At 48.2% G+C, this 20,147-nt stretch carries 21 protein-coding genes, 3 tRNA genes and 2 rRNA genes (1 of these 26 cut by a window edge); 7 read left to right on the plus strand and 19 right to left on the minus strand.

All coding sequences use genetic code 11. From position 1 onward, the window contains the following. Positions 1–45 precede the first annotated feature (45 nt). The 8 genes from P401_RS18115 to P401_RS0112965 form a co-directional block, all read right to left on the minus strand. Positions 46–258: a hypothetical protein gene (locus P401_RS18115; RefSeq protein WP_051656313.1), complete on the minus strand. Its 213-nt coding sequence runs from the start codon at positions 256–258 to the stop codon at positions 46–48. 13 nt (positions 259–271) lie between these two features. Continuing rightward, on the minus strand, positions 272–724 hold the full coding sequence (locus P401_RS0112935) for a hypothetical protein (RefSeq protein ID WP_029342822.1): 453 nt from the start codon (positions 722–724) through the stop codon (positions 272–274). Between the two features lie 118 nt (positions 725–842). Further along, the gene (locus P401_RS18705) at positions 843–1,001 is read right to left on the minus strand and encodes a hypothetical protein (RefSeq protein ID WP_014971497.1); all 159 of its coding nucleotides are present in this window, start codon (positions 999–1,001) and stop codon (positions 843–845) included. A 128-nt stretch (positions 1,002–1,129) separates the two neighbouring features. Next, positions 1,130–4,876, minus strand: coding sequence for a S8 family serine peptidase (locus P401_RS0112945; RefSeq protein ID WP_029342823.1), 3,747 nt, complete (start codon positions 4,874–4,876; stop codon positions 1,130–1,132). A 224-nt stretch (positions 4,877–5,100) separates the two neighbouring features. Continuing rightward, positions 5,101–5,176 (minus strand) — tRNA-Ala (locus tag P401_RS0112950). 104 nt (positions 5,177–5,280) lie between these two features. Then, entirely contained in the window at positions 5,281–6,060 is a 780-nt protein-coding gene (gene tatC / locus P401_RS0112955; RefSeq protein ID WP_029342824.1) for a twin-arginine translocase subunit TatC, read from the minus strand. Positions 6,061–6,067: 7 nt separating this feature from the next. Continuing rightward, entirely contained in the window at positions 6,068–6,265 is a 198-nt protein-coding gene (locus P401_RS0112960) for a twin-arginine translocase TatA/TatE family subunit (RefSeq protein ID WP_029342825.1), read from the minus strand. Further along, positions 6,265–6,924, minus strand: coding sequence for a redox-sensing transcriptional repressor Rex (locus P401_RS0112965; RefSeq protein ID WP_023469604.1), 660 nt, complete (start codon positions 6,922–6,924; stop codon positions 6,265–6,267). The genes P401_RS0112960 and P401_RS0112965 overlap by 1 nt, the downstream gene beginning before the upstream one ends. 167 nt (positions 6,925–7,091) lie before the next feature. On the opposite strand from P401_RS0112965, the gene P401_RS0112970 reads away from it, so the two are divergent. Both P401_RS0112970 and P401_RS0112975 read left to right on the plus strand, forming a co-directional pair. Then, positions 7,092–8,993, plus strand: coding sequence for an ATP-binding cassette domain-containing protein (locus P401_RS0112970; RefSeq protein ID WP_029342826.1), 1,902 nt, complete (start codon positions 7,092–7,094; stop codon positions 8,991–8,993). Further along, positions 8,975–9,415: a hypothetical protein gene (locus tag P401_RS0112975; protein ID WP_152548198.1), complete on the plus strand. Its 441-nt coding sequence runs from the start codon at positions 8,975–8,977 to the stop codon at positions 9,413–9,415. The genes P401_RS0112970 and P401_RS0112975 overlap by 19 nt, the downstream gene beginning before the upstream one ends. Before the next feature lie 145 nt (positions 9,416–9,560). Here P401_RS0112975 and P401_RS0112980 read toward each other — a convergent pair whose 3' ends face one another. Then, entirely contained in the window at positions 9,561–10,154 is a 594-nt protein-coding gene (locus P401_RS0112980; RefSeq protein WP_029342828.1) for a flavin reductase family protein, read from the minus strand. 19 nt (positions 10,155–10,173) lie between these two features. Beyond that, positions 10,174–10,572, minus strand: a complete 399-nt coding sequence (locus tag P401_RS0112985; protein ID WP_023469608.1) for a DoxX family protein — start codon at positions 10,570–10,572, stop codon at positions 10,174–10,176. A gap of 183 nt (positions 10,573–10,755) precedes the next feature. Here P401_RS0112985 and P401_RS0112990 point away from each other — a divergent pair, with 183 nt between their 5' ends. The 3 genes from P401_RS0112990 to P401_RS0113000 all read left to right on the plus strand — a co-directional run bounded on the left by P401_RS0112990 (position 10,756) and on the right by P401_RS0113000 (position 12,365). After that, positions 10,756–11,076 carry a winged helix-turn-helix transcriptional regulator gene (locus P401_RS0112990; RefSeq protein WP_023469609.1) on the plus strand — a complete coding sequence of 107 codons (321 nt, stop codon included), beginning with the start codon at positions 10,756–10,758 and terminating at the stop codon, positions 11,074–11,076. 105 nt (positions 11,077–11,181) lie between these two features. Beyond that, positions 11,182–11,637, plus strand: coding sequence for a flavodoxin (locus tag P401_RS0112995; RefSeq protein ID WP_029342829.1), 456 nt, complete (start codon positions 11,182–11,184; stop codon positions 11,635–11,637). Positions 11,638–11,705: 68 nt separating this feature from the next. Beyond that, the gene (locus P401_RS0113000; protein ID WP_029342830.1) at positions 11,706–12,365 is read left to right on the plus strand and encodes a haloacid dehalogenase type II; all 660 of its coding nucleotides are present in this window, start codon (positions 11,706–11,708) and stop codon (positions 12,363–12,365) included. Positions 12,366–12,412: 47 nt separating this feature from the next. Here the strand turns inward: P401_RS0113000 and P401_RS0113005 are convergent, their stop codons facing one another. The 7 genes from P401_RS0113005 to P401_RS0113035 form a co-directional block, all read right to left on the minus strand. Then, complete coding sequence (locus tag P401_RS0113005) at positions 12,413–12,982, minus strand: hypothetical protein (protein WP_029342831.1); 570 nt, start codon at positions 12,980–12,982, stop codon at positions 12,413–12,415. Between the two features lie 28 nt (positions 12,983–13,010). Continuing rightward, positions 13,011–14,018: a tRNA (adenosine(37)-N6)-threonylcarbamoyltransferase complex transferase subunit TsaD gene (gene tsaD, locus P401_RS0113010; protein WP_029342832.1), complete on the minus strand. Its 1,008-nt coding sequence runs from the start codon at positions 14,016–14,018 to the stop codon at positions 13,011–13,013. Beyond that, complete coding sequence (gene rimI / locus P401_RS0113015; RefSeq protein WP_029342833.1) at positions 14,015–14,470, minus strand: ribosomal protein S18-alanine N-acetyltransferase; 456 nt, start codon at positions 14,468–14,470, stop codon at positions 14,015–14,017. Before rimI ends, tsaD begins: the two co-directional genes overlap by 4 nt. Further along, positions 14,463–15,116 (minus strand): tRNA (adenosine(37)-N6)-threonylcarbamoyltransferase complex dimerization subunit type 1 TsaB, encoded by a 654-nt coding sequence (gene tsaB, locus P401_RS0113020; protein ID WP_029342834.1) that lies wholly within the window; start codon positions 15,114–15,116, stop codon positions 14,463–14,465. The genes rimI and tsaB overlap by 8 nt, the downstream gene beginning before the upstream one ends. Continuing rightward, positions 15,113–15,562 (minus strand): tRNA (adenosine(37)-N6)-threonylcarbamoyltransferase complex ATPase subunit type 1 TsaE, encoded by a 450-nt coding sequence (tsaE, locus tag P401_RS0113025; RefSeq protein ID WP_029342835.1) that lies wholly within the window; start codon positions 15,560–15,562, stop codon positions 15,113–15,115. Before tsaE ends, tsaB begins: the two co-directional genes overlap by 4 nt. A 119-nt stretch (positions 15,563–15,681) precedes the next feature. Then, positions 15,682–15,758: transfer RNA gene (locus tag P401_RS0113030), tRNA-Met, on the minus strand. Between the two features lie 34 nt (positions 15,759–15,792). Further along, positions 15,793–15,869 (minus strand) — tRNA-Met (locus P401_RS0113035). A 129-nt stretch (positions 15,870–15,998) separates the two neighbouring features. Here P401_RS0113035 and P401_RS0113040 point away from each other — a divergent pair. Next, on the plus strand, positions 15,999–16,463 hold the full coding sequence (locus P401_RS0113040; RefSeq protein ID WP_029342836.1) for an NUDIX hydrolase: 465 nt from the start codon (positions 15,999–16,001) through the stop codon (positions 16,461–16,463). A 105-nt stretch (positions 16,464–16,568) separates the two neighbouring features. Further along, positions 16,569–17,731 (plus strand): IS3 family transposase gene (locus tag P401_RS0113050; RefSeq protein WP_152548199.1). Its coding sequence is split into 2 segments (ribosomal slippage): positions 16,569–16,845 and positions 16,845–17,731, totalling 1,164 coding nucleotides; the frame shifts between segments, so codons are not numbered across the junction. Between the two features lie 107 nt (positions 17,732–17,838). Here the strand turns inward: P401_RS0113050 and rrf are convergent. Together rrf and P401_RS0113060 are read right to left on the minus strand one after the other, a co-directional pair. Then, positions 17,839–17,954 (minus strand): 5S ribosomal RNA (rrf, locus tag P401_RS0113055). Positions 17,955–18,000: 46 nt separating this feature from the next. After that, a 23S ribosomal RNA gene (locus tag P401_RS0113060) occupies positions 18,001–20,147 on the minus strand (it continues 767 nt past the right edge of the window).

Consider the following 20,147-nt stretch of genomic DNA (forward strand, 5'->3'; position numbering starts at 1 on the left):
GTAGTAAAAATTGTCGACGGATCTGAGCTTTTGAGATATAGCCGTCTAAAATTTTTCGTTTTTTAGTTGATAGCGAAAATCGGAGCCGAGAAAAAGGGCTGGAATCGTCAAAATCAACAAGGGGATATCGGTCCACTCGATCAAGATACCAACTGTTATGAATAGAAGCACGTTCCAGTACCAGCGTGTGCCGAGCCACTCGACATCCCGGTACGCGAGCGCAAGTTTTTGTAGACGTTCTTCACGAGCCGTTTGCATAGTACCTTCTCCTTTAGCGGGCTTTGTGAATTTCTTTTTCCGTGATATACGTTGGATCAATCTTTCGTGAGACGAACTCTAACGTTTTTCGGCAGATCCAGTAGAACGGAATGACGACGATGACGAGACCGATCAAGAAAGATGTATTCGGGCGATCGACTGCCCAAACGATCAGACCAGCGAGTGCTCCGTATTGTAAGATACCGATCAACACATGCACGTGATAAAGCCGTCTTGCAGAAGTCTCTGATGTATATTCCGCAACAAGCGCGAACCGCTTGCGTTGTACGAACATGTCGTAGCCAAAATACAATAACGGGACGATCATCGCGTAGATCGGTTTCTCGAGTGTGTTACTGAGCGCTAAGAATGCCGCAAGCATGACCCACATGCCGGTCTGTGTCTTTTGGTGCATCTCTTCGTATAGCGTCGCTAAGGCATCCGTTTGTGTATGTACGTGTTCCATGGTCATCCACCTCTCTATACTGTTATATACTTACATTTTACTGGATCGGTTTCATCTGTAGTACGAATTTCAAAAAAAAGGTGTCCTACCGCTTAGGGTAAGACATCTTCCATGAAGACTACGCACTGACCTGGATGATCAGATAGATGACGCTATAGGCAACAATCGCGAGCGGTATCATCGCGACACCGATCAGCCAGCCGTTTTTGTCACGGATACCAAGATATAAGACGAGACACCCTACGATGAAGGCGATTAAGGTCGTGAACGGATTCATGGTTGTTCCCCCTCTGACTTGTTTCTGTTCTTAAATTTCCCCCTCTTCTCGTCTCATAAACCCTTCAAGGCGCTTCGGCACGCAAGAAAAGCCAGACGGATACCCGCCTGACTTTAGTCTATAGTTACTTATTTTTTCGTGATGACGACTGTTTTCGTAACAACGTGTCCACCGAGGTCCTTCAGTTTCAAGTTGTACGTGTTTTTCCCCTTCTTGAGCGTCACTTTTTTCGTGATTGTCTTTTTGAAGGCTTTCATCTCGTACGGCTCTTTGAACGTCCGGCGGTATTCCGCGCTACCATTGAAGTCAAAGCGTAATTCGCTGTAGTTATCGCGAAGAACGATCTTCATCTCGGCTGTTTTTGTTTTGCTTGAAACGGTTTTTGGTGCAGTGACGCGAATCGTCGGTAATTCTGTGTCGATGATGACTTGGCGACTGAACGCCACACGGTTTCCTTTACCATCGTACGCCTCGACTTTGAATGACTTGACGCCATCCGTCGTGTACGTCACGTCGTGGCTGAAGGCATAGTTTTGCTGGGCTGCATCGAAACTTAATTTAACGGATTTTCCGTTGATCTTGAACGATTTGATGCCTGATTCATCAGAGACATGACCCGCGATGTTGATGACTTTTGATGTCGCAAGACCAAGTGCAACTGGTGTATCGATTTGAACGTTCGGTACCGCTTTATCGACACCTGTCGTGTTGACGTCTTTTTTCACACTGTTTCCAGCATAATCCTTCACAACAAAGGCAATCTTCGCGCGCTCTGGAAGATCCGTCAACGTGTACGCTTTTTCTGTTGCTGCAAGTGGTTGTTTCAAGACACTCTTACCATTGACGAGGATATCGTATGACGCGACACCTGTTCCTTGGTCACCTGCTGTCCACGAGAGCGTTGATTTCGACGCATCCCACTTCACAGTTGCAGCTGGTTTTTTCGTATCGATATAGACTGGGAAGAGATTCGACTGCCATTTTGCATTCGGATAATCGATCACGGATTTGACTTTGTAGTAGTAAAGACCATCCTTGACCGGTTTCCCGTTGATCGTTCCGTCCCAAGCAGCGCTTGTGACTGGTGTGTATCCGTCCTCTGAACCGCTATCGTAGTAGTTCTTGACGACGTCCGTTTGCGTATCGAGCTTCTGAAGCGTTGCTTTGTTACGGTCAAGAATCGAGTACTCGACTTTTTTCGCATTACGGAGGAACGAGATGATCGGGAATGCTTCATCTGCGCTACCATCGTTGTTTGGTGAGAACGATACTTTGTTCGCGACGACATCGCCAGCAGCGTTTGCGCCGAGGAATTCGAAGTTATCCTTCACTTCTGTCGCTAGACCTGTCAAACCATAGAACGTGTTGTCTTCATCGTACAATGGTGCGTCTAGAATCGGCGCTTGATCCCATTTCCCTTTGAAGCCAACGTAAGGAACCGTCAATTCTGGATTCTTACTCTTCGTATCGATCAAACGGACGAATCCTTCGACGAAGTAGCCGTTCTCAAAGACTTGTTCGAGCGGAAGTTCGTTTGCCCAGTCCGTTGTATCCTTTAGATCGACCGATACACTGACTTTCGTTGAACTCTTCGGATTAATCGAGACCGAGCTTGCTTTCTTCGAGCCAACTGCGAATGAGATCGGATATGTGCCCTTGTTCGCGTCCACCGTACCGATCGTTCCCTTTTTAAAGATTCCGTTTGCTTCGAGGAAGTTCGATCCTTCTGCGCCGAGATCCGATTGAACCGTTCCGGCTAACTTATACGTCACTTTTTCACTGCTGTAGTTTTTCAAATCAAGTGTGAACGTGAACTTCTCGCCGACTTCCTTCAAGGATGCCTTACCTTCACCCGACTTCGTCTCTGTGACGACGACTGGCGTCTTCATGGCAGCACGAAGATCCATCAGTCCAGCTCCCTCACGACGTGGGGAGTAGAAGTTGCCTGTTTTTAGCTGCGCATTGTATTTTCCTTGATCGAGTTGTGGACGCGACGTGTTCATCAAGATGTTCTTCGCGAGTTTGACGCGTGTCGCACCGTCGACTTTGAAGTCCTTCGCGATCCGTTGCATGACGAGTGCCGTTCCACCAGCGACGTGTGGTGCCGCCATCGATGTCCCACTCATGACGCCATACTCGTTATCGTTGAGCGTCGAGTAGATTTTTCCACCTGGTGCCGTGATTTCTGGCTTGAAGTCAAGACTTGGTGTGACACCCCATGACGTGAAGTCAGACATTTGTCCTGCGACCGGGTTATCGGCTGAGACTGCTTTTCCGTCGAACGTGACAGCGATTGCTTTGCCTTCTTTTGCTTTTGCTTCGAGGTTGTTTCCGTCTTCGATGCTGAGTGTGACGAGTGGAATCGTTGGGTTATTGAGCGCCATGCTGACGTAATCCCCGTGATCGACTTTACCACGGACGATGACACCTGCTGCGCCTTGTTTTTGAGCTTCTGCTTGAATCATGCCATAGTTAAAATCACCCGTCCGAACGACGAAAACGACTTTCCCTTTGACATCTTTGCCTTCGTAGTTCGAAGCTTGACCGTCACCGACATAGACGACATCCTTCTTCTCTTTATCGAAGACGGCAATCGGATTCGGTGAATCTTGTTTTTGGTATGCCAAATAACCAGCATCCTGACCGTCGATCGTCAGTGCCATGCCTTCGAGTGTCAATTTCGTATTTTCGAGTGATGCGACTTGGAGTGCTTGGCTTGTTAAACCTGGGGCACCGACGACACCGATATCCGGGTTCGCTGTGTACGGGTTACCTGCACCATGACCTGCGAATGCCGAGTTACCAGCAGAAATCGCACACAAGATGCCGTTGTTCATCGCGTTGACGATTGCGCGTTGTTCTGGATCATCTGCATTGACGAACGATGCCGTCGAACCGAGACTCATGTTGATGACATCGGCTCCGAGTGCAATCGCATCATCGATCGCTTTAATGTAGATATCGCTGAATGTCGATGGCATTCCTGGATCGTTTCCGAAGACTTTCATCGCGAGGAGCTGTGTTTCCGGCGCGACCCCTTTGATGCCACCGTTTGCTTCATCGCCGTTTGCTCCGACCGTACCCGCGACGTGCATACCGTGCATCGATGCGCCCGCACCTAAATCACGGATTTCGCTATCGTGATCGGCATAGTTATAGCCATACGGTACTTTTTCCGTGAAGTACTTTCCTTTTAAGCCTTTTGTTTCTTTCGCACTATCGACTTTTGAAGAAGTCAAATCGATCTTCGTCTCTGGGCTCAAGACCATGTCCTTATGCGACGGATCGATTCCTGTATCGATGACGGCAACGATCGTTCCTTCCCCTTTAAAACCATAGTCTTGCCATGTTTCCTTCGCATTGACCATGTCCTTGCTGTACAGCATGTCTGGCTTTGCACCTTTAGCAACTTCCGGACGCGCGTATTCATGGGCGATATGTACGCTCTTGACGCCGTTAAGTTGTTTTATGTCTTCGATATCGCCGAACTTGACTTCACCACTGAATCCGTTGATGACGGTCGTGAAGCTCTCCTTATATGTAACGGGAATCGATTTTTTAGCGATGGCTGACTTGACTGATTTTTGAACGCTGACGAGGCGATCTTTAATCGACTCTTTTTCGGCATTGCTCAATGTGCTATACCGCTTGTTTTGAGCCTGGGCGATTTGAATCGCCGGCTTCTCTTCCATCTCGATGACGACACGGACTTTATCCGATTGTTTGTAGTTCTTCTCTTGCCCCGATTTCTTCAGTGAGAGCGCTTGCGGTTTTTGACCCGTTGCTTTGTCTTGCGACGACAGTGCACCTTGCGCACTGACTAGATTGGAAGACGTCATTAAGACGGCTGCCATAAGTGCAATCTTCTTCTTCATGCGTTCGTTTTCCCCTTTTCTGTAAAACCATAGTAGTACTACTGATAAAACAGTTAAACGAAAATTCTGTATATTTAGTTTAATGAATTTAATGGAAATAAACAATTTATATTTGTCTATTTTTTTAATTTATTTGTTTTACATGACATTTTATATTTGTAAGGAATTTAACTGGGAGTAAAATAAAAACTCCTCGACGCTTCGAGGAGTTAGATATTTGGTATTGGTGGAGACTATCGGGATCGAACCGACGACCTTTTGGCTGCCAGCCAAACGCTCTCCCAGCTGAGCTAAGCCCCCATGAATTATCTTTAGTATACGCATCACTAACTGCTTTATCAATATAAAAAGAACGCTTTCCTAAAAAAGAATCCCTTCCAAAATCGTCGGAAGGAATTCACGATTCATTTATTCAATTCACGCATCAAGTCCGCCTGTCGTTCAAGCTCTGCCTGTTGCTCGAGGATCAAGACCTTTTTGTACGTCCGCGCAGAAATCAAGATGCTGATTTCATAGAGAACGAACAATGGAACCGAGATCATCAAGTGTGACGTCACGTCCGGCGGTGCGATCAATGCCGCAACGACGAACAGCGCAAAGTACGCATATTTCCGATTCTTTCGCATGAAATATGGCGTCACGAGACCAAGACGTGTCAGGAACATCGTCACGACCGGCAATTGGAACAGAAGACCGAACGGCATCGTCAACCGGATTAAGAAACTGAAGTAGTTCTCGACTCCGATGACTTGTTCGATTCCGAGCTCTTTCCCGAGATCCGTTGAGACTTCAAGCAAGAAGGGAAGCAACCAGAAATACGAGAAGGCTACGCCAGCCAAAAACAGAAAGAAGATGACCGGAATATACGTCAATGTCGCTTTTTGCTCCTTGTCATAAAGTCCTGGTCGGACGAATGCCCAGAGTTGATACATCCAGAACGGTGACGCTAAAATCAGCGCAATGATGAACGCAAGATTCAAATACAACATTAAAGGATCGGCGACGTTGAAGGCATTCAAACCGATGCCGAGCTCTTTTAAGTCCGCTTGCAAGAAGCGAACGAGCGGTCGGACGAGCGGAAATGCGACAGCGAACAGGACGACGACGATGATAAGCGACCAGACGATCCGCTTGCGCAGTTCGTCAAGGTGCGACGTCATGCTTTGCTCTTGATCAACCGTCATGATTCAATCACTTCTCTTTCGGTTCGTCCTTTTTATCGTCGTCCATGATGCCGTTCGTAGCATTCTTGAACTCTTTCAATGTCTGACCCGCAGCGCGTCCGAATTCTGGTAACTTCTTCGGTCCGAAGATGATCAACGCGACGACCGCGATTAATCCGATGCTCGCTGGTCCGATACCTAGTGTGAGCGGGATAAGGTTTTCCATTATGATTTCACTCCTTCAGCTGATTGCGAATAATGCTTCATGAAATAAACTAACGACTGCAACTCGATCGATAAATCGATGTGATGGACCCGGACGCTCGCTGGCACGTTCAACCGCGCTGGCGTAAAGTTCAGGATGCCTGTCACACCATACTCGACTAACTCATCCGCTACTGACTGTGCGAACTGCGATGGAACCGTCAAGATGGCAACATCGACCTGATTCGCTTCGATTTGTTCTTTCATGTCCGAAACATGATAGATTGGAACGTCATGCGTCGTTGTTCCGACCTTCTCTTCGTCCGCATCAAACGCAACGACTATCCGAGTACTATTATTCTTTAAAAAGTTATAATTTGCAAACGCTGTTCCGAGATGACCGACCCCGATTAAGGCAACATTCGTCACCTCATCTTGATTCAAGGTTTTGCGGAAAAACGTTAAGAGATGTTGAACGTTATATCCATACCCCTTCTTCCCTAATGCCCCAAAGTAGGAAAAATCGCGACGAATCGTTGCTGAATCAACCTTCACCGCCTCGCTTAACTCAGCAGAAGAGACGCGGAGCTTGCCTGAATTGTATAAACTTTGGATGAAGCGATAATATAGCGGCAACCGTTTTGCTGTCGCTTGTGGAATTTTTGTGTCTGGTCCATTCATCCTGCAGTTCCCCCTTCGGCCACATCCATCGTGGCACCCAAATCTTTGCAAAAAGCTTTCTACTCTCCTTGATTGTAAACCACTTCACATAGAGTCACAAATAATATATTCCGCAGGACCTCGCGCTTTTGTTCGTGATAGACTAAAGGGTGGAAGGATGGATGGAAATGATACTCTTACAAGTCAATCAACTCTCGAAATCATTCGGCGTCGAGCCGATTTTAGAAAATATCAAACTGGAAGTACAAGAGCGAGATCGGATTGCGCTCGTCGGACGAAACGGTGCCGGTAAATCGACCTTGCTCAAAATCATCGCTGGTGAACTCAGTCATGACTCGGGTGACATCATGAAAGGCAAGGATGTCAAAATCGGTTATCTCGCACAAGACAGTGGTCTCGAATCGAATGAGACGATCTGGAACGAGATGCTGACCGTCTTCGAACATCTCCAGGAACAAGAACGGACACTGCGCCGGATGGAAATCGAAATGGGCATGGAGCATATCTTGAACGACCCGGTCGCTTACGATCGTCTCTTGAAGACGTACGATCAAGCGCAACACGACTTCTCAGAAGCCGGTGGTTATCAGTTCGAAGCGAATATCCGCTCCGTTTTGCACGGCATGCGCTTTTATCCGGATGATTACTCGCGCCGGATTCAGACATTATCCGGTGGTCAACGAACACGACTCGCCTTAGCGAAGATGCTTCTGCAAGCACCAGAGCTCCTCATTCTTGATGAGCCGACCAACCACCTTGATATCGATACACTCGCTTGGCTCGAAAGTTACCTCGGCGGTTATCGTGGCGCCGTCCTGATCGTCTCACACGACCGGTACTTCCTCGACCAAGTCGTCAATGTCGTCTATGAGCTGTCGCGCAATGTCTGTCGTAAGTTCACCGGGAACTACACGAAGTACTTGGAACAAAAAGCGGCCTTGTACGATCAAGAAATGAAACAGTTCGAACAGCAACAAGAAGAAATCGCAAAGATGCAGGACTTCATTCAACGCAACATCGCCCGGGCGACGACGACAAAACGTGCCCAAAGTGTCCGGAAACGGCTCGAGAAGGTCGACCGACTCGACCGACCAGATGGGGATGAACGTAGCACGGTCCTGTCCTTCCCAATTGAAAAACAGAGCGGGAACGATGTTCTTCAAGTCAATCAACTGGCGATCGGTTACGAAGAAGCTGTCTCAAAAGACATCACGTTCCGCTTGCAACGCGGCGAATCACTGGCACTCGTCGGACCAAACGGAATCGGAAAGTCGACGCTCTTGAAAGTTCTCGTCGGTCGCTTACGCCCCCTATTCGGTGATTTCCGGTTCGGTACCGGCGTCTCGATCGGATATTACGATCAAGAGCAGGCGGAACTCAATGACCGGAACCGTGTCATCGATGAGATTTGGAACGAATGGCCACTAATGCGTGAACAAGAAGTCCGTTCTGTCCTCGGGCAATTCTTGTTTAGCGGTGACGATGTCTTCAAGATCGTCCATGAGTTATCCGGTGGCGAACGCGGACGTCTCGCACTCGCAAAACTGAAACTCCGGAAGACGAACGTCCTCGTCCTCGATGAGCCGACGAACCACTTGGATTTGGATTCGAAGATGGTCCTCGAAAACGCCCTCGTCGACTACGAAGGAACGCTGTTATTTGTCTCTCACGACCGTTACTTCATCGACCGGATCGCGACACGCGTTATTGAGATGAGTGAAGCGGGCGTGACGGAATACCTCGGTGATTATTCGTACTACACGGAGAAGAAGGCGGAGCAAGAAGAGATTGCGCGTCTTGAAGCGGAGGAAGCAAAAGCCGCAAAAGTCACGGCGTCGAAGACGATCGACAAGGAAGCACAGAAAGAAGAACGCAAGCGCCGTCAGCAAATCGAACAGCTCGAACAAGACATCGAGCGGCTCGAACAGCGTTCGGCAGAAATTGAACAGTTGCTTTGTGAACCGGAAGTCTTCAATGATATTCCGAAAGCGACAGCTCTTTCAGCAGAACGTGATCAGATTGATGTCGATCTGCTCGAATTGATGGAACGATGGGAGAACCAACACTGATGCGGACGAAAAGTTTTTTCATTAACTTGATTCAAGGACTGCTATCCGGCATCCTTTATTTCGTACCGATGTATGCAGACTACGTGTCCACCTTCATCCGACCGGATGCTTTTAATGCCGCGCTTCCTTTGTTCCTCCTGATTTCTTGTATGATCGGTCTCGTCATCCAAACATGGAGCGGTCTTTTCGTCAGTTTACTTTCGGGATTATGCTGTACGCTCCTGACGACACAGCTATTCGTCGAACTCACTGACCCGTTGATCTTATCGTATTACGGTAGTGTCTCACCGCTCACCGCTTTCTTGATCAGCTGTGTCGGCATTTGGGCACTCGCGATCGTCTTTTATTTGCTCGATGGCTATCAGTACAGTAAACGTCATGGTCTTGAAGCCTCTTCAAACGAAATTGATCCACAACCTTGAAGTCCGATCGATTAATCATATGAACAACATGAAAAATGGAGTGGAGATTCCGGTAGCTAGTCCGGTCTCTCCACTCCTTTTTGTTTGAGTCGAAACGTTCGTCGTTAATATGGATCGTATAATGAATCAAACATTCACGCCTGTATCATTTGGTAGGTCGGGCAATCGTAAACGTCTTCCCGATCGTCGCATAATCATTCCCCGCTAAACGAGCGACAGCCTTCAAACCTGCCGCATCAATCCGGAACGACTCGACGAGTTCATCCGCAACGTGGTAACGCAGTACTTCTCCGATCAAAAGATCGGCACCTTCCAGCTCAACGTGTTGCGTCAAGCGCATCTCGAACCGGATTTTCGCTTCCGCGATTCCGGGTACATCAATCGCGTCGCTATCGACAAGTGTTAAATCCGTCCGTTCGAGCTCACTTTCACCATACGCAAGTGGCGCAGCTGTTTCATTCACAGCCTCGACGATTTCTTCGCTGACGATATGGATGACATAACTTTGTTTCGCAAGGATGTTGCGTGCCGTATCCTTTTGTCCCTTGTCCGTCCGTTGTACGGCAATCACCAGTTGTGGTGGACTGCTCGACGCGACCGTAAAGAACGAAAATGGTGCGGCGTTGACCGTCCCGTCTTCTCCTTGCGTCGTCACGAAAGCAATCGGACGCGGAATGATGCTTCCGATCAGTAATTTGTAATTATCTTTTGCACTAAGCGTTGATGCCTCGAACTTCATGAATGACCCACCTTTTTCTTCACCCGATGAGTGCAGCGAGTGAATAGTCTCCAGCACCGATCATCGCTACACCAAGGGCGATGACGATCAATGCCATGTTGTATTCGTACCCGTTCTGCGTCACCCAGTAACCATTCGCACCGTGTACTTTAACGATCGCGACAAGCATTGATCCGATGATGAGGAGCGCGGCAATCCAGAGGAATACGCCTCCTGCGAACAATAAGCCGCCGATCAATTCAGCAAGACCTGCCGTAATCGCGAGTGCCTTCCCTGGTTTCATGCCGATTGATTCGAACCAACCGCCTGTTCCAGCGATTCCGTGTCCACCGAACCAACCAAATAATTTTTGTGTCCCGTGTGCAGCGAACGTTAAGCCGATGATTAAACGAATAATTAAAAGTCCTGTATCCATCATTTCTCTCTTCTCCTTTTACCTAATGTTTTTTAGTTACTTTAAGTAACTCAATAAACAGACTATATCTTATCACTTACTAAAAGTAAATAGATTTGTTTTAGTTCTTTTTGTTACATTAAGTAAAATGATTCGATTTTTTTAGCAGAAGCGGGTATACTACAACTATAGAAAGGATGAGTGCTGATGGAAGAAGTCGCAATCCAACCGGCTCTTTGTCCCAAAGTCGAACATGCCTTTGAAATCTTAGGTAAGAAATGGACAGGTCTGATTTTACGTCACTTGTTGACGAAGACATGTCGTTTCAATGAGATTCAAGATGCCATTCCCGAATTATCAGGTCGTATGCTCACGGAACGTATGAAGGAGCTCGAAGCGGAAGGCATCGTCATCCGGACTGTCATTCCCGATCGTCCGATTAAGATTCAATACAGTTTGACCGACAAAGGGCGTCAACTCGAACCGGTCATTCGTTCCATTGAGGAATGGGCCGAACTACAAGACTAATATATAAAAAAGCATCTTCTTCGGAAGGTGCTTTTTTATATGCTCTTTGACATTGATAATCATTATCAATTAAAGTAGAGAAGTACACCGAAAGGAGGAAGATGCATGCATATCGCGATTGGATTCGTCAGCATGTCCGGTAATACGGAAGATATCGTCTCGCTCATTCAACGTGAGCTCGAGCAACACGATGTCAACGTGACGATCACGGAACTAGATCAATTCGTCGGGGAGGACTTATCACGTTTTGATGGTCTATTACTCGGCTCATATACATGGGGAGACGGTGATTTACCGTATGAAGCAGAAGATTTCGTTGAGGAGCTCCGGGAACAATCCTTACAGGGAATACCGGCGGCTGCTTTTGGTTCGGGGGATCTTGATTATCCGAAGTACTGCGCAGCCGTTGATTTGATCGAAGACGCATTAAAAGAAGCTGGGGCGACGATCGTCACGGATGGCTTGAAGATCGAGTTTGATCCGAATACCCCGGAGAAACAGGCCGCTTGTCGTGCATTCGCACAGACATTTCATCGCTTTTTACAACAGGTCCGTTCCTAAGGTTCGTTTGTATCCTTACTGTAAGGGAATCGTTAAAACAGACTCTATGAAAGTGAGATGAATGTTTTATGACGATTCAAGCACTCGTCTTTGACGTCTACGGTACATTATTCGATGTCCATTCCGTCAAAGAACAAGCCGAAGCGCTTTATCCGGGGCACGGAGAGGCAATCAGTAAACGCTGGCGGGAGAAACAACTGGAGTACTCTTTCCTCCGGCAATTGAACGGACAATATGTGCCGTTCAGCCAAGTGACACAAGATGCGCTCCGCTACACGTTACTCGAACTGAAGCTCCATGTGACCGAGGAACAAATCACGACCTTAATGGAGACGTACCTGACACTTGATGTATATCCCGAAGTCAGCTCCGTTCTCGAGACGATGGCAGATAAGCGCCTCGTCGTCTTCTCGAATGGTTCCCATGATATGCTCGATCCACTGATTGAGCAGTCAGGCTTAGCCGATCGGTTCGAACATCTCGTCAGTGTCGATGACATCAAACAATATAAACCAGCTCCTGCATCCTACATGCACGCCTTAAACACGCTCGGTCTAAAACGCGAGGAGATTTTATTCATGTCCTCGAACGGTTGGGACATCACCGGGGCGAAGAGTTTCGGCTTCAAAACGGCATGGATCAATCGAAATGGACTTCCGGTCGAGGAATTGAATCTCGATCCCGATCGCATCTATGATGACTTGACGGGTATCACTGAATGGCAATGAACGAACAACAGCGGACTCCTATTTAGGAATCCGCTGTTTTCATGGATTTAGTAATTAGACAAACGTGAGTAACCCTTCTTGAATAGATCGAGTTTCAGACCGCCTTCTTTTTCGATGAAGAAGAGGTATTCGTTTTGATCCGTATCCTTATAGAAGACCTTAAATAACGTCAACGTCCGTTTTTTATTGTTCTCGACAGCCGTCACCTCATGCTTTGAGATCACCTCGGCTTGGACTTGTTCTGCATCCATCTTTTGAATCATTGGTTCGAACGATTTCTTTTCTTGATCCGTCACCGGTGTTCCGGAAGCAATCATGAAATAATCATCACTCGCCTTGTTCGTTAAACCATACTTCCGATCGACGATGACGACGTTACTGAGCTTACCATTGACTGTCTGATCAAAAGCATATAACTTTTGAATCCGGGTCTTTTCCCCTTCTGCTCGTCCGATTTCGTAAAGTGGACGTTGTTTCGTATTCGTCTCGACCGCTTTTTTATCGGGTACGAGTTCTTCCTTATAGGCGACTTGGTATGCGTTGACGATTTCTCGGACCTGAAGTCCGATCGCGACGATGACCAGTACCGCTAACAATGCGATGATGACTTTTTTCATTCCATTTCCCCCAAGTTGTTCGGATTCCTTACTTTAAATCTAGCCCAGGTTCTGCATTCATGGCAAGTGTCGAATGGCGTAACGCGCGATATGGATGAATCGCAGCCGCTCCGATCATCGCCGCATTGTCTCCACACAGGTGCATCGGCGGAATGACGAGATCAATACCTTCTTTCGCACACGCCGCTTCGAGACCTTGGCGTAATCCTTTGTTGGCAGCGACGCCACCAGCAAGCAGTAATTGACGTCCCCCTTTATCCTTCACGGCACGGACCGCCTTCGTCACGAGTACCTCGACGACGCTCGCTTGGAAACTCGCAGCTAAATCTTCCGGGATAATCGTTTCTCCCCGTTGTTCGGCGTTATGCACGGCATTGATGACTGCTGACTTCAAACCGCTGAAGCTAAAGTCATACGAATCCTTTTCGAGCCAGACACGTGGAAAATGGAACGTATCCTGACCGGTCTGTGCCAATTGGTCGATTCGTGGACCACCTGGATACGGTAACTTCAACGTCCGAGCAACTTTATCATATGCTTCCCCCGCGGCATCATCCCGTGTTTCACCGATGACTTCGTATACACCGTCTTCTGGCATGTAGATCAGTTCCGTGTGCCCACCTGATGCAATCAAACAGACGAGCGGGAACTCAAGCTCTTGCACGAGACGATTCGCATAGATATGACCTGCGATATGATGAACACCGATTAATGGTTTGTTGTGCGCAAAGGCGAGTGCCTTCGCTGCGCTGACACCAACGAGCAGTGCTCCAACGAGTCCAGGTCCTTCCGTGACGGCGATCGCATCGATATCGTCGATCGTGACGTTCGCTTCCGTCAAGGCATCATCGATGACGTATGTGATCCGTTCAACGTGATGCCGTGAAGCCACTTCAGGCACGACGCCACCGAATCGTTTATGACTTTCGATTTGAGACGAGACGACGTTCGATAAGACGTCGGTTCCTCCACGGACGACGGCAGCCGCCGTTTCGTCGCAACTCGATTCAATTGCTAGAATCAATGGTTGTGTCATAGGTCTTCTTCCTCCAGTTCCAGCCAGTAGATGGCAGCATCTTCGTTGTTATCTTGATAATATCGTTTTCGAACACCGACATACTGGAATCCAAGTTTTTCGTATAAAGTCCGCGCCGGTGTGTTCGAGACACGTACTTCGAGTGTCATTGCCCGCAAACCAAGCGCACGACCGACGGCGATCAATGCCGTTAGCAAATCTTCACCAAGTCCTTGTCCGCGGTGTGACTGCTTGACGGCAATATTCGTAATATGTCCTTCATCCGCAATATGCCACAGACCAGCAAACCCAACGATACCATCTTGATCGGCAACGACATAATAGGCATTCGGATTTTGTGTCATTTCCGCTTCGAAGGCATCTAGCGTCCACGGTGTCGCAAATGATTCGAGTTCAACCGCATGAACACCTGCAGCATCCTGTACGGTCATGCGACGAATGCCCTTACTCATGACGCTGTGCCTCGATCCATTTCGCTTCTGCTTCAGCCAAGCGCAGGTAACGTGGCTCAAACGCATGCGCTTCGACCGTCTGACGCGTTGCACCGAGTAAAGCGAGTACGCCGGCACGTGGCGTCTGAAAAGCAGGAGCCGCCTTTTCGAAGGGCTGAAGAATCTCTTCGAACGCATCAACGTCTCCTGTGACGAGCGTATCTGCCGGTAACGTCTTCACAAAAGAAGCGATCTCGACATGTTGCTCTTCACCAATTCGTTTCCCGGCGTCGTACACTCCGACAAACCCTGCTCCACGCCGCGCATCTTGAATCGCTGCGACACGTCCCGTATGACCTGTCGAAGCTGCCATCAGTTCAAGTGTCGAGATGGCAACGAGCTCGATGCCGAGTGTATACGCGAGCGTCTTTGCTGTCGTCGCTCCAATCCGTAAACCCGTATAAGAACCAGGACCGTCAGCAACGACGACGCGTGTCAGTTGAGCCGGTGTCCATTTTGCTTCCGCCATCAAGCGCTCAAGTAACGGCATGAGTTTCGTCGCATGATTCAAAGACGTGACGTAAGATGCTTCTGCTACGATCTGTTTCCCGTCTGAAAGAGCGACCGATAATTGTTTCGTCGATGTATCAATAGCTACGATTTTCATGATTTCAATCCCTCACATAATGTAATGTATCGTTCTCCGATCGGCTTCAGCTCAAAACGTCGGCTATCGTCACCTGTTCGTGTAATCGTGATTGCCAATCGATCAGGTGGAAGGCTGTCCGCAATCAATTCAGACCACTCGACGACAGCAACGCCTTCACCATTCAAATATTCTTCAAGTCCAATATCATCACCGGAACCTTCCAGGCGATAGACATCCATATGATAAAGAGGAAGACGCCCCGTATAGACTTTCATGATCGTAAAGGTTGGACTGTTGACGTGACGCGTCACACCCAATCCTTTCGCAAAGCTTTGGGTGAAAGTCGTTTTCCCAGCACCTAAGTCTCCGTCAAGCGTAATGACCATCCCCGCTTCAGCACGTCGTCCGAGTTCAAGGGCTAAAGCAGTCGTTTCTTCCAAGCTGTTCATTTCCAGTTCTATCATACGATGTCTCCTCCTTTAATACGTACTGTTCGTCCTTCTCTATTGTACCGGACGAAAAAGGCAAAAAAAAATACGAAACGCTGAACGTTTCGTAGTAAAGTTGAAGTTAAGTTTAAAATTGGTTGCGGGGGCCGGATTTGAACCGACGACCTTTGGGTTATGAGCCCAACGAGCTACCAGACTGCTCCACCCCGCGACGATAAACGTTTCGGATTTGATTATTTAAAAATTGGTTGCGGGGGCCGGATTTGAACCGACGACCTTTGGGTTATGAGCCCAACGAGCTACCAGACTGCTCCACCCCGCGATGATATAACGTTTCGACAGATATTAATATAACATGTGTCTTTTAAATTGGCAAGTCTTTTTGCCTTATTTCTTTTTACTAACTGTCATAATGAATATTCTTCTATACTGATACGAAAGGAGTGAGCAGATGGGATACTTATTAGATTTACGAAAATTCGTAGGGAACCGACCGTTAATCAGCGTGGGTGCGACCGTACTCGTCCTGAATCCACAGCATGAACTGCTATTTCAATATCGTTCGGATACACACAGTTGGGGACTTCCCGGTGGGTCGATGGAACCAGGTGAGACACTTGAAGAAGTCGCGATGCGTGAATTAGAGGAAGAAACCGGCCTTCAAGCACGCAGCGTTCAACTACTAGACGTCTTCTCGGGTCCTGATTACTTCTTCCGTTATCCAAATGGCGATCAAACATATAGTGTGATTCATCTCTTTCAAGCAAAAGGAATATCGGGTACATTACAGATGACGGACGGAGAGAGCCTCGATCTTCGTTATTTTCCACTTGATCAACTACCAGACCCACTTGAAGCACGAGCCGCTGCGCTTTTGAAACAAGTCATCTCTCGTCTTGTCGAAACAACACCTTGAATTTTAAAACTGGCTGTCATGGGCTAACCTAAAATTTTGAGACAATATAAAACACCTTCGGAGTGGTACACTTTTAAAAAGTACTAACATCGGAGGTGTTTTTGCATGGGCAAAAACGTATATTCAAGTGAAGTAAAATGGGCAGTAGTCAAAGATAAGCTGAGTGGTAAGTTAACGACGAGAGAAATCATGGAGAAGTACGGAATCAAAAATGAATCTCAAATCAAAACATGGATGAGATGGTATCGCTCTAACGAACATTATCGATTTGATCAGCCAATCGGTAAACAATATACCTATGGACATGGTCCAGATTCTGCGAGTGAGGATGACAAGAGAGAACGACAAATGTCACATCTGAAGATGGAAAATGAGATCTTAAAAAAGTACATGGAAATCGAAAGAGAGTTGAGAAAGAAGTAGTCATAAAAATTGTAGAGTTTCTTCGGAGAAAGTATACAATCACCGCCATTCTTAGCGCTTTGAATGTACCAAGAGCAAGCTATTACCGTTGGATTAAGGAATCTGTGAAAGCACCTTCGGTGCTCGAAAAAACCGTCATTGAACTAAGTAAACAGACGAAGTATCGGAATGGACATCGAAAAATAAAGGCATTATTACAGCAAATCTATCAGTTAAAAGCCAATCGGAATACCGTACAGAAAATCAGGCAAAAACACCATCTCCAATGTCGGATCAAGCCGAAGCGAAGATGGAAGTCTCAAGGTGAGCGCATCATAACGGCACCGGATCTCATCAAGCGCGATTTCACAGCAAGTAAACCGAATCAAAAGTGGGTGACGGATATCACCTATATCCAATACGGCAGCACGACGAAATATCTTTCCACCATCATGGATCTTTTTAATAACGAAATCGTCGCATACAAGTTATACGAGCATCAACAAACGTCTCTTGTGATTGATACGTTGAAGATAGCGCTTGAGAATCGAAACTATCCCGAAGGGGTCATCCTTCATTCGGACCAAGGAAGTGTCTATACGTCATACGCCTTTCAAGAATTCGTTAAAAGGAATCACCTAACAAGCAGCATGTCTCGTAGAGGAAACTGTTGGGACAACGCAGTTATCGAATCGTTCCACTCTAATTTAAAGTCCGAGGAATTCCAGTACGTCAAATTTAATTCACTAAGAGACCATGAGGTCTCTGAACGCGTTACTAATTACTTAAATTACTATAACGAAGAACGAATCCAAGAAAAATTAGGCTACCTGACACCGAAAAAATACGGTGTACAGGCAGCCTAATCAAGGTGTTTTATATTGTCTCATATTGCTAGGTCAGTCTAGTCATTTGGTCAGTTTTTTCTTTTCTACAACAAAAAACTGACCTGCAATCTGCAGATCAGTCAAGTGCCTGGCAACGTCCTATCCTCACAGGGGGAAGCCCCCAACTACTTTCGGCGTTCAAGTGCTTAACTTCCGTGTTCGGCATGGGAACGGGTGTGACCACTTGGCTATCGTCACCAGACGACGGGCTCGCGCCCTCAAAACTGAAGTCATCAACAAGCATCTGCTAGAACAAGGCCTCGACCGATTAGTATCACTCAGCTCCACATGTCGCCATGCTTCCACCCGTGACCTATCTACCTCATCGTCTCTGAGGGGTCTTTCTTGATTACTCAAAGGGAAATCTCATCTTGGAGGGGGCTTCATGCTTAGATGCTTTCAGCATTTATCCCGTCCGCACGTAGCTACCCAGCGATGCTCCTGGCGGAACAACTGGTACACCAGCGGTGCGTCCATCCCGGTCCTCTCGTACTAAGGACAGCTCTCCTCAAATTTCCTGCGCCCACGACGGATAGGGACCGAACTGTCTCACGACGTTCTGAACCCAGCTCGCGTACCGCTTTAATGGGCGAACAGCCCAACCCTTGGGACCTACTCCAACCCCAGGATGCGATGAGCCGACATCGAGGTGCCAAACCTCCCCGTCGATGTGGACTCTTGGGGGAGATCAGCCTGTTATCCCCAGGGTAGCTTTTATCCGTTGAGCGATGGCCCTTCCATGCGGAACCACCGGATCACTAAGCCCGACTTTCGTCCCTGCTCGACTTGTAGGTCTCGCAGTCAAGCTCCCTTCTGCCTTTGCGCTCTACGAATGATTTCCAACCATTCTGAGGGAACCTTTGGGCGCCTCCGTTACTGTTTAGGAGGCGACCGCCCCAGTCAAACTACCCGCCTGACACGGTCCTCCAGCCGGATCACGGCTGCGAGTTAGAGACTCTATGCATGAAGGGCGGTATCCCAAGGGTGACTCCTCCGAAGCTGGCGCTCCGGGCTCGACGTCTCCCGCCTATCCTGTACATCATGCACAAAGCCTCAATATCAGGCTGTAGTAAAGCTCCATGGGGTCTTTCCGTCCTGTCGCGGGTAACCTGCATCTTCACAGGTACTATGATTTCACCGGGTCTCTCGTTGAGACAGTGCCCAAATCGTTACGCCTTTCGTGCGGGTCGGAACTTACCCGACAAGGAATTTCGCTACCTTAGGACCGTTATAGTTACGGCCGCCGTTTACTGGGGCTTCGGTTCAAAGCTTCGCTTGCGCTAACCCATCCCCTTAACCTTCCAGCACCGGGCAGGCGTCAGCCCCTATACGTCATCTTGCGATTTAGCAGAGACCTGTGTTTTTGCTAAACAGTCGTTTGGGCCTATTCACTGCGGCTCTACTCATGTAGAGCGTCCCTTCTCCCGAAGTTACGGGACCATTTTGCCGAGTTCCTTAACGAGAGTTATCCCGCGCGTCTTAGAATTCTCATCTCGCCTACCTGTGTCGGTTTACGGTACTGGCGCCTTCCCCCTCACTAGAGGCTTTTCTTGGCAGTGTGAAATCGTGACCTACGTCCCTACGGGACTCCGCGTCGTTCCTTGACTTTGATGCCTGACGGATTTGCCAATCAGACGGTCTTGAAACTTGCACATGCACTTCCATCCGCATGCGTCACTATCCTCCTGCGTCCCCCCATTGTTCAAACGGTGGATCGGCGGTACAGGAATATCAACCTGTTATCCATCGCCTACGCCTTTCGGCCTCGGCTTAGGTCCAGACTAACCCTGAGCGGACGAGCCTTCCTCAGGAAACCTTGGGCTTTCGACGGAGGGGATTCTCACCCCTCTTTTCGCTACTCACACCGGCATTCTCACTTCCAAACGCTCCACTGCTCCTTCCGGTACAGCTTCACAGCGGTTTGGAACGCTCCCCTACCATTCCTTACGGAATCCGCAGCTTCGGTGGTATGTTTAGCCCCGTTACATTTTCGGCGCGGCGCCACTCGACTAGTGAGCTATTACGCACTCTTTGAATGGTGGCTGCTTCTAAGCCAACATCCTAGCTGTCTAGGCAGCGCCACATCCTTTTCCACTTAACATACACTTTGGGACCTTAGCTGGCGGTCTGGGCTGTTTCCCTCTTGACTACGGATCTTATCACTCGCAGTCTGACTCCCGAGTATAAGTTGCTGGCATTCGGAGTTTAACTGAATTCGGTAACCCTGTGGGGGCCCCTAGTCCAATCAGTGCTCTACCTCCAGAACTCTCAACCTCGAGGCTAGCCCTAAAGCTATTTCGGGGAGAACCAGCTATCTCCAGGTTCGATTGGCATTTCACCGCTACCCACACCTCATCCCCGCACTTTTCAACGTGCGTGGGTTCGGACCTCCAGT

Origin of the sequence: Exiguobacterium acetylicum DSM 20416 (assembly GCF_000702605.1) — a bacterium.
Taxonomy (GTDB): domain Bacteria; phylum Bacillota; class Bacilli; order Exiguobacteriales; family Exiguobacteriaceae; genus Exiguobacterium_A; species Exiguobacterium_A acetylicum.

What these genes read in the sequence shown, in the direction of transcription:
- P401_RS18115 (WP_051656313.1), bottom strand. Translation starts at nt 258, where the DNA reads ATGCAAACGGCTCGTGAAGAACGTCTACAAAAACTTGCGCTCGCGTAC.
- P401_RS0112935 (WP_029342822.1), bottom strand. Translation starts at nt 724, where the DNA reads ATGGAACACGTACATACACAAACGGATGCCTTAGCGACGCTATACGAA.
- P401_RS18705 (WP_014971497.1), bottom strand. Translation starts at nt 1,001, where the DNA reads ATGAATCCGTTCACGACCTTAATCGCCTTCATCGTAGGGTGTCTCGTC.
- P401_RS0112945 (WP_029342823.1), bottom strand. Translation starts at nt 4,876, where the DNA reads ATGAAGAAGAAGATTGCACTTATGGCAGCCGTCTTAATGACGTCTTCC.
- tatC (WP_029342824.1), bottom strand. Translation starts at nt 6,060, where the DNA reads ATGACGGTTGATCAAGAGCAAAGCATGACGTCGCACCTTGACGAACTG.
- P401_RS0112960 (WP_029342825.1), bottom strand. Translation starts at nt 6,265, where the DNA reads ATGGAAAACCTTATCCCGCTCACACTAGGTATCGGACCAGCGAGCATC.
- P401_RS0112965 (WP_023469604.1), bottom strand. Translation starts at nt 6,924, where the DNA reads ATGAATGGACCAGACACAAAAATTCCACAAGCGACAGCAAAACGGTTG.
- P401_RS0112970 (WP_029342826.1), top strand. Translation starts at nt 7,092, where the DNA reads ATGATACTCTTACAAGTCAATCAACTCTCGAAATCATTCGGCGTCGAG.
- P401_RS0112975 (WP_152548198.1), top strand. Translation starts at nt 8,975, where the DNA reads ATGGGAGAACCAACACTGATGCGGACGAAAAGTTTTTTCATTAACTTG.
- P401_RS0112980 (WP_029342828.1), bottom strand. Translation starts at nt 10,154, where the DNA reads ATGAAGTTCGAGGCATCAACGCTTAGTGCAAAAGATAATTACAAATTA.
- P401_RS0112985 (WP_023469608.1), bottom strand. Translation starts at nt 10,572, where the DNA reads ATGATGGATACAGGACTTTTAATTATTCGTTTAATCATCGGCTTAACG.
- P401_RS0112990 (WP_023469609.1), top strand. Translation starts at nt 10,756, where the DNA reads ATGGAAGAAGTCGCAATCCAACCGGCTCTTTGTCCCAAAGTCGAACAT.
- P401_RS0112995 (WP_029342829.1), top strand. Translation starts at nt 11,182, where the DNA reads ATGCATATCGCGATTGGATTCGTCAGCATGTCCGGTAATACGGAAGAT.
- P401_RS0113000 (WP_029342830.1), top strand. Translation starts at nt 11,706, where the DNA reads ATGACGATTCAAGCACTCGTCTTTGACGTCTACGGTACATTATTCGAT.
- P401_RS0113005 (WP_029342831.1), bottom strand. Translation starts at nt 12,982, where the DNA reads ATGAAAAAAGTCATCATCGCATTGTTAGCGGTACTGGTCATCGTCGCG.
- tsaD (WP_029342832.1), bottom strand. Translation starts at nt 14,018, where the DNA reads ATGACACAACCATTGATTCTAGCAATTGAATCGAGTTGCGACGAAACG.
- rimI (WP_029342833.1), bottom strand. Translation starts at nt 14,470, where the DNA reads ATGAGTAAGGGCATTCGTCGCATGACCGTACAGGATGCTGCAGGTGTT.
- tsaB (WP_029342834.1), bottom strand. Translation starts at nt 15,116, where the DNA reads ATGAAAATCGTAGCTATTGATACATCGACGAAACAATTATCGGTCGCT.
- tsaE (WP_029342835.1), bottom strand. Translation starts at nt 15,562, where the DNA reads ATGATAGAACTGGAAATGAACAGCTTGGAAGAAACGACTGCTTTAGCC.
- P401_RS0113040 (WP_029342836.1), top strand. Translation starts at nt 15,999, where the DNA reads ATGGGATACTTATTAGATTTACGAAAATTCGTAGGGAACCGACCGTTA.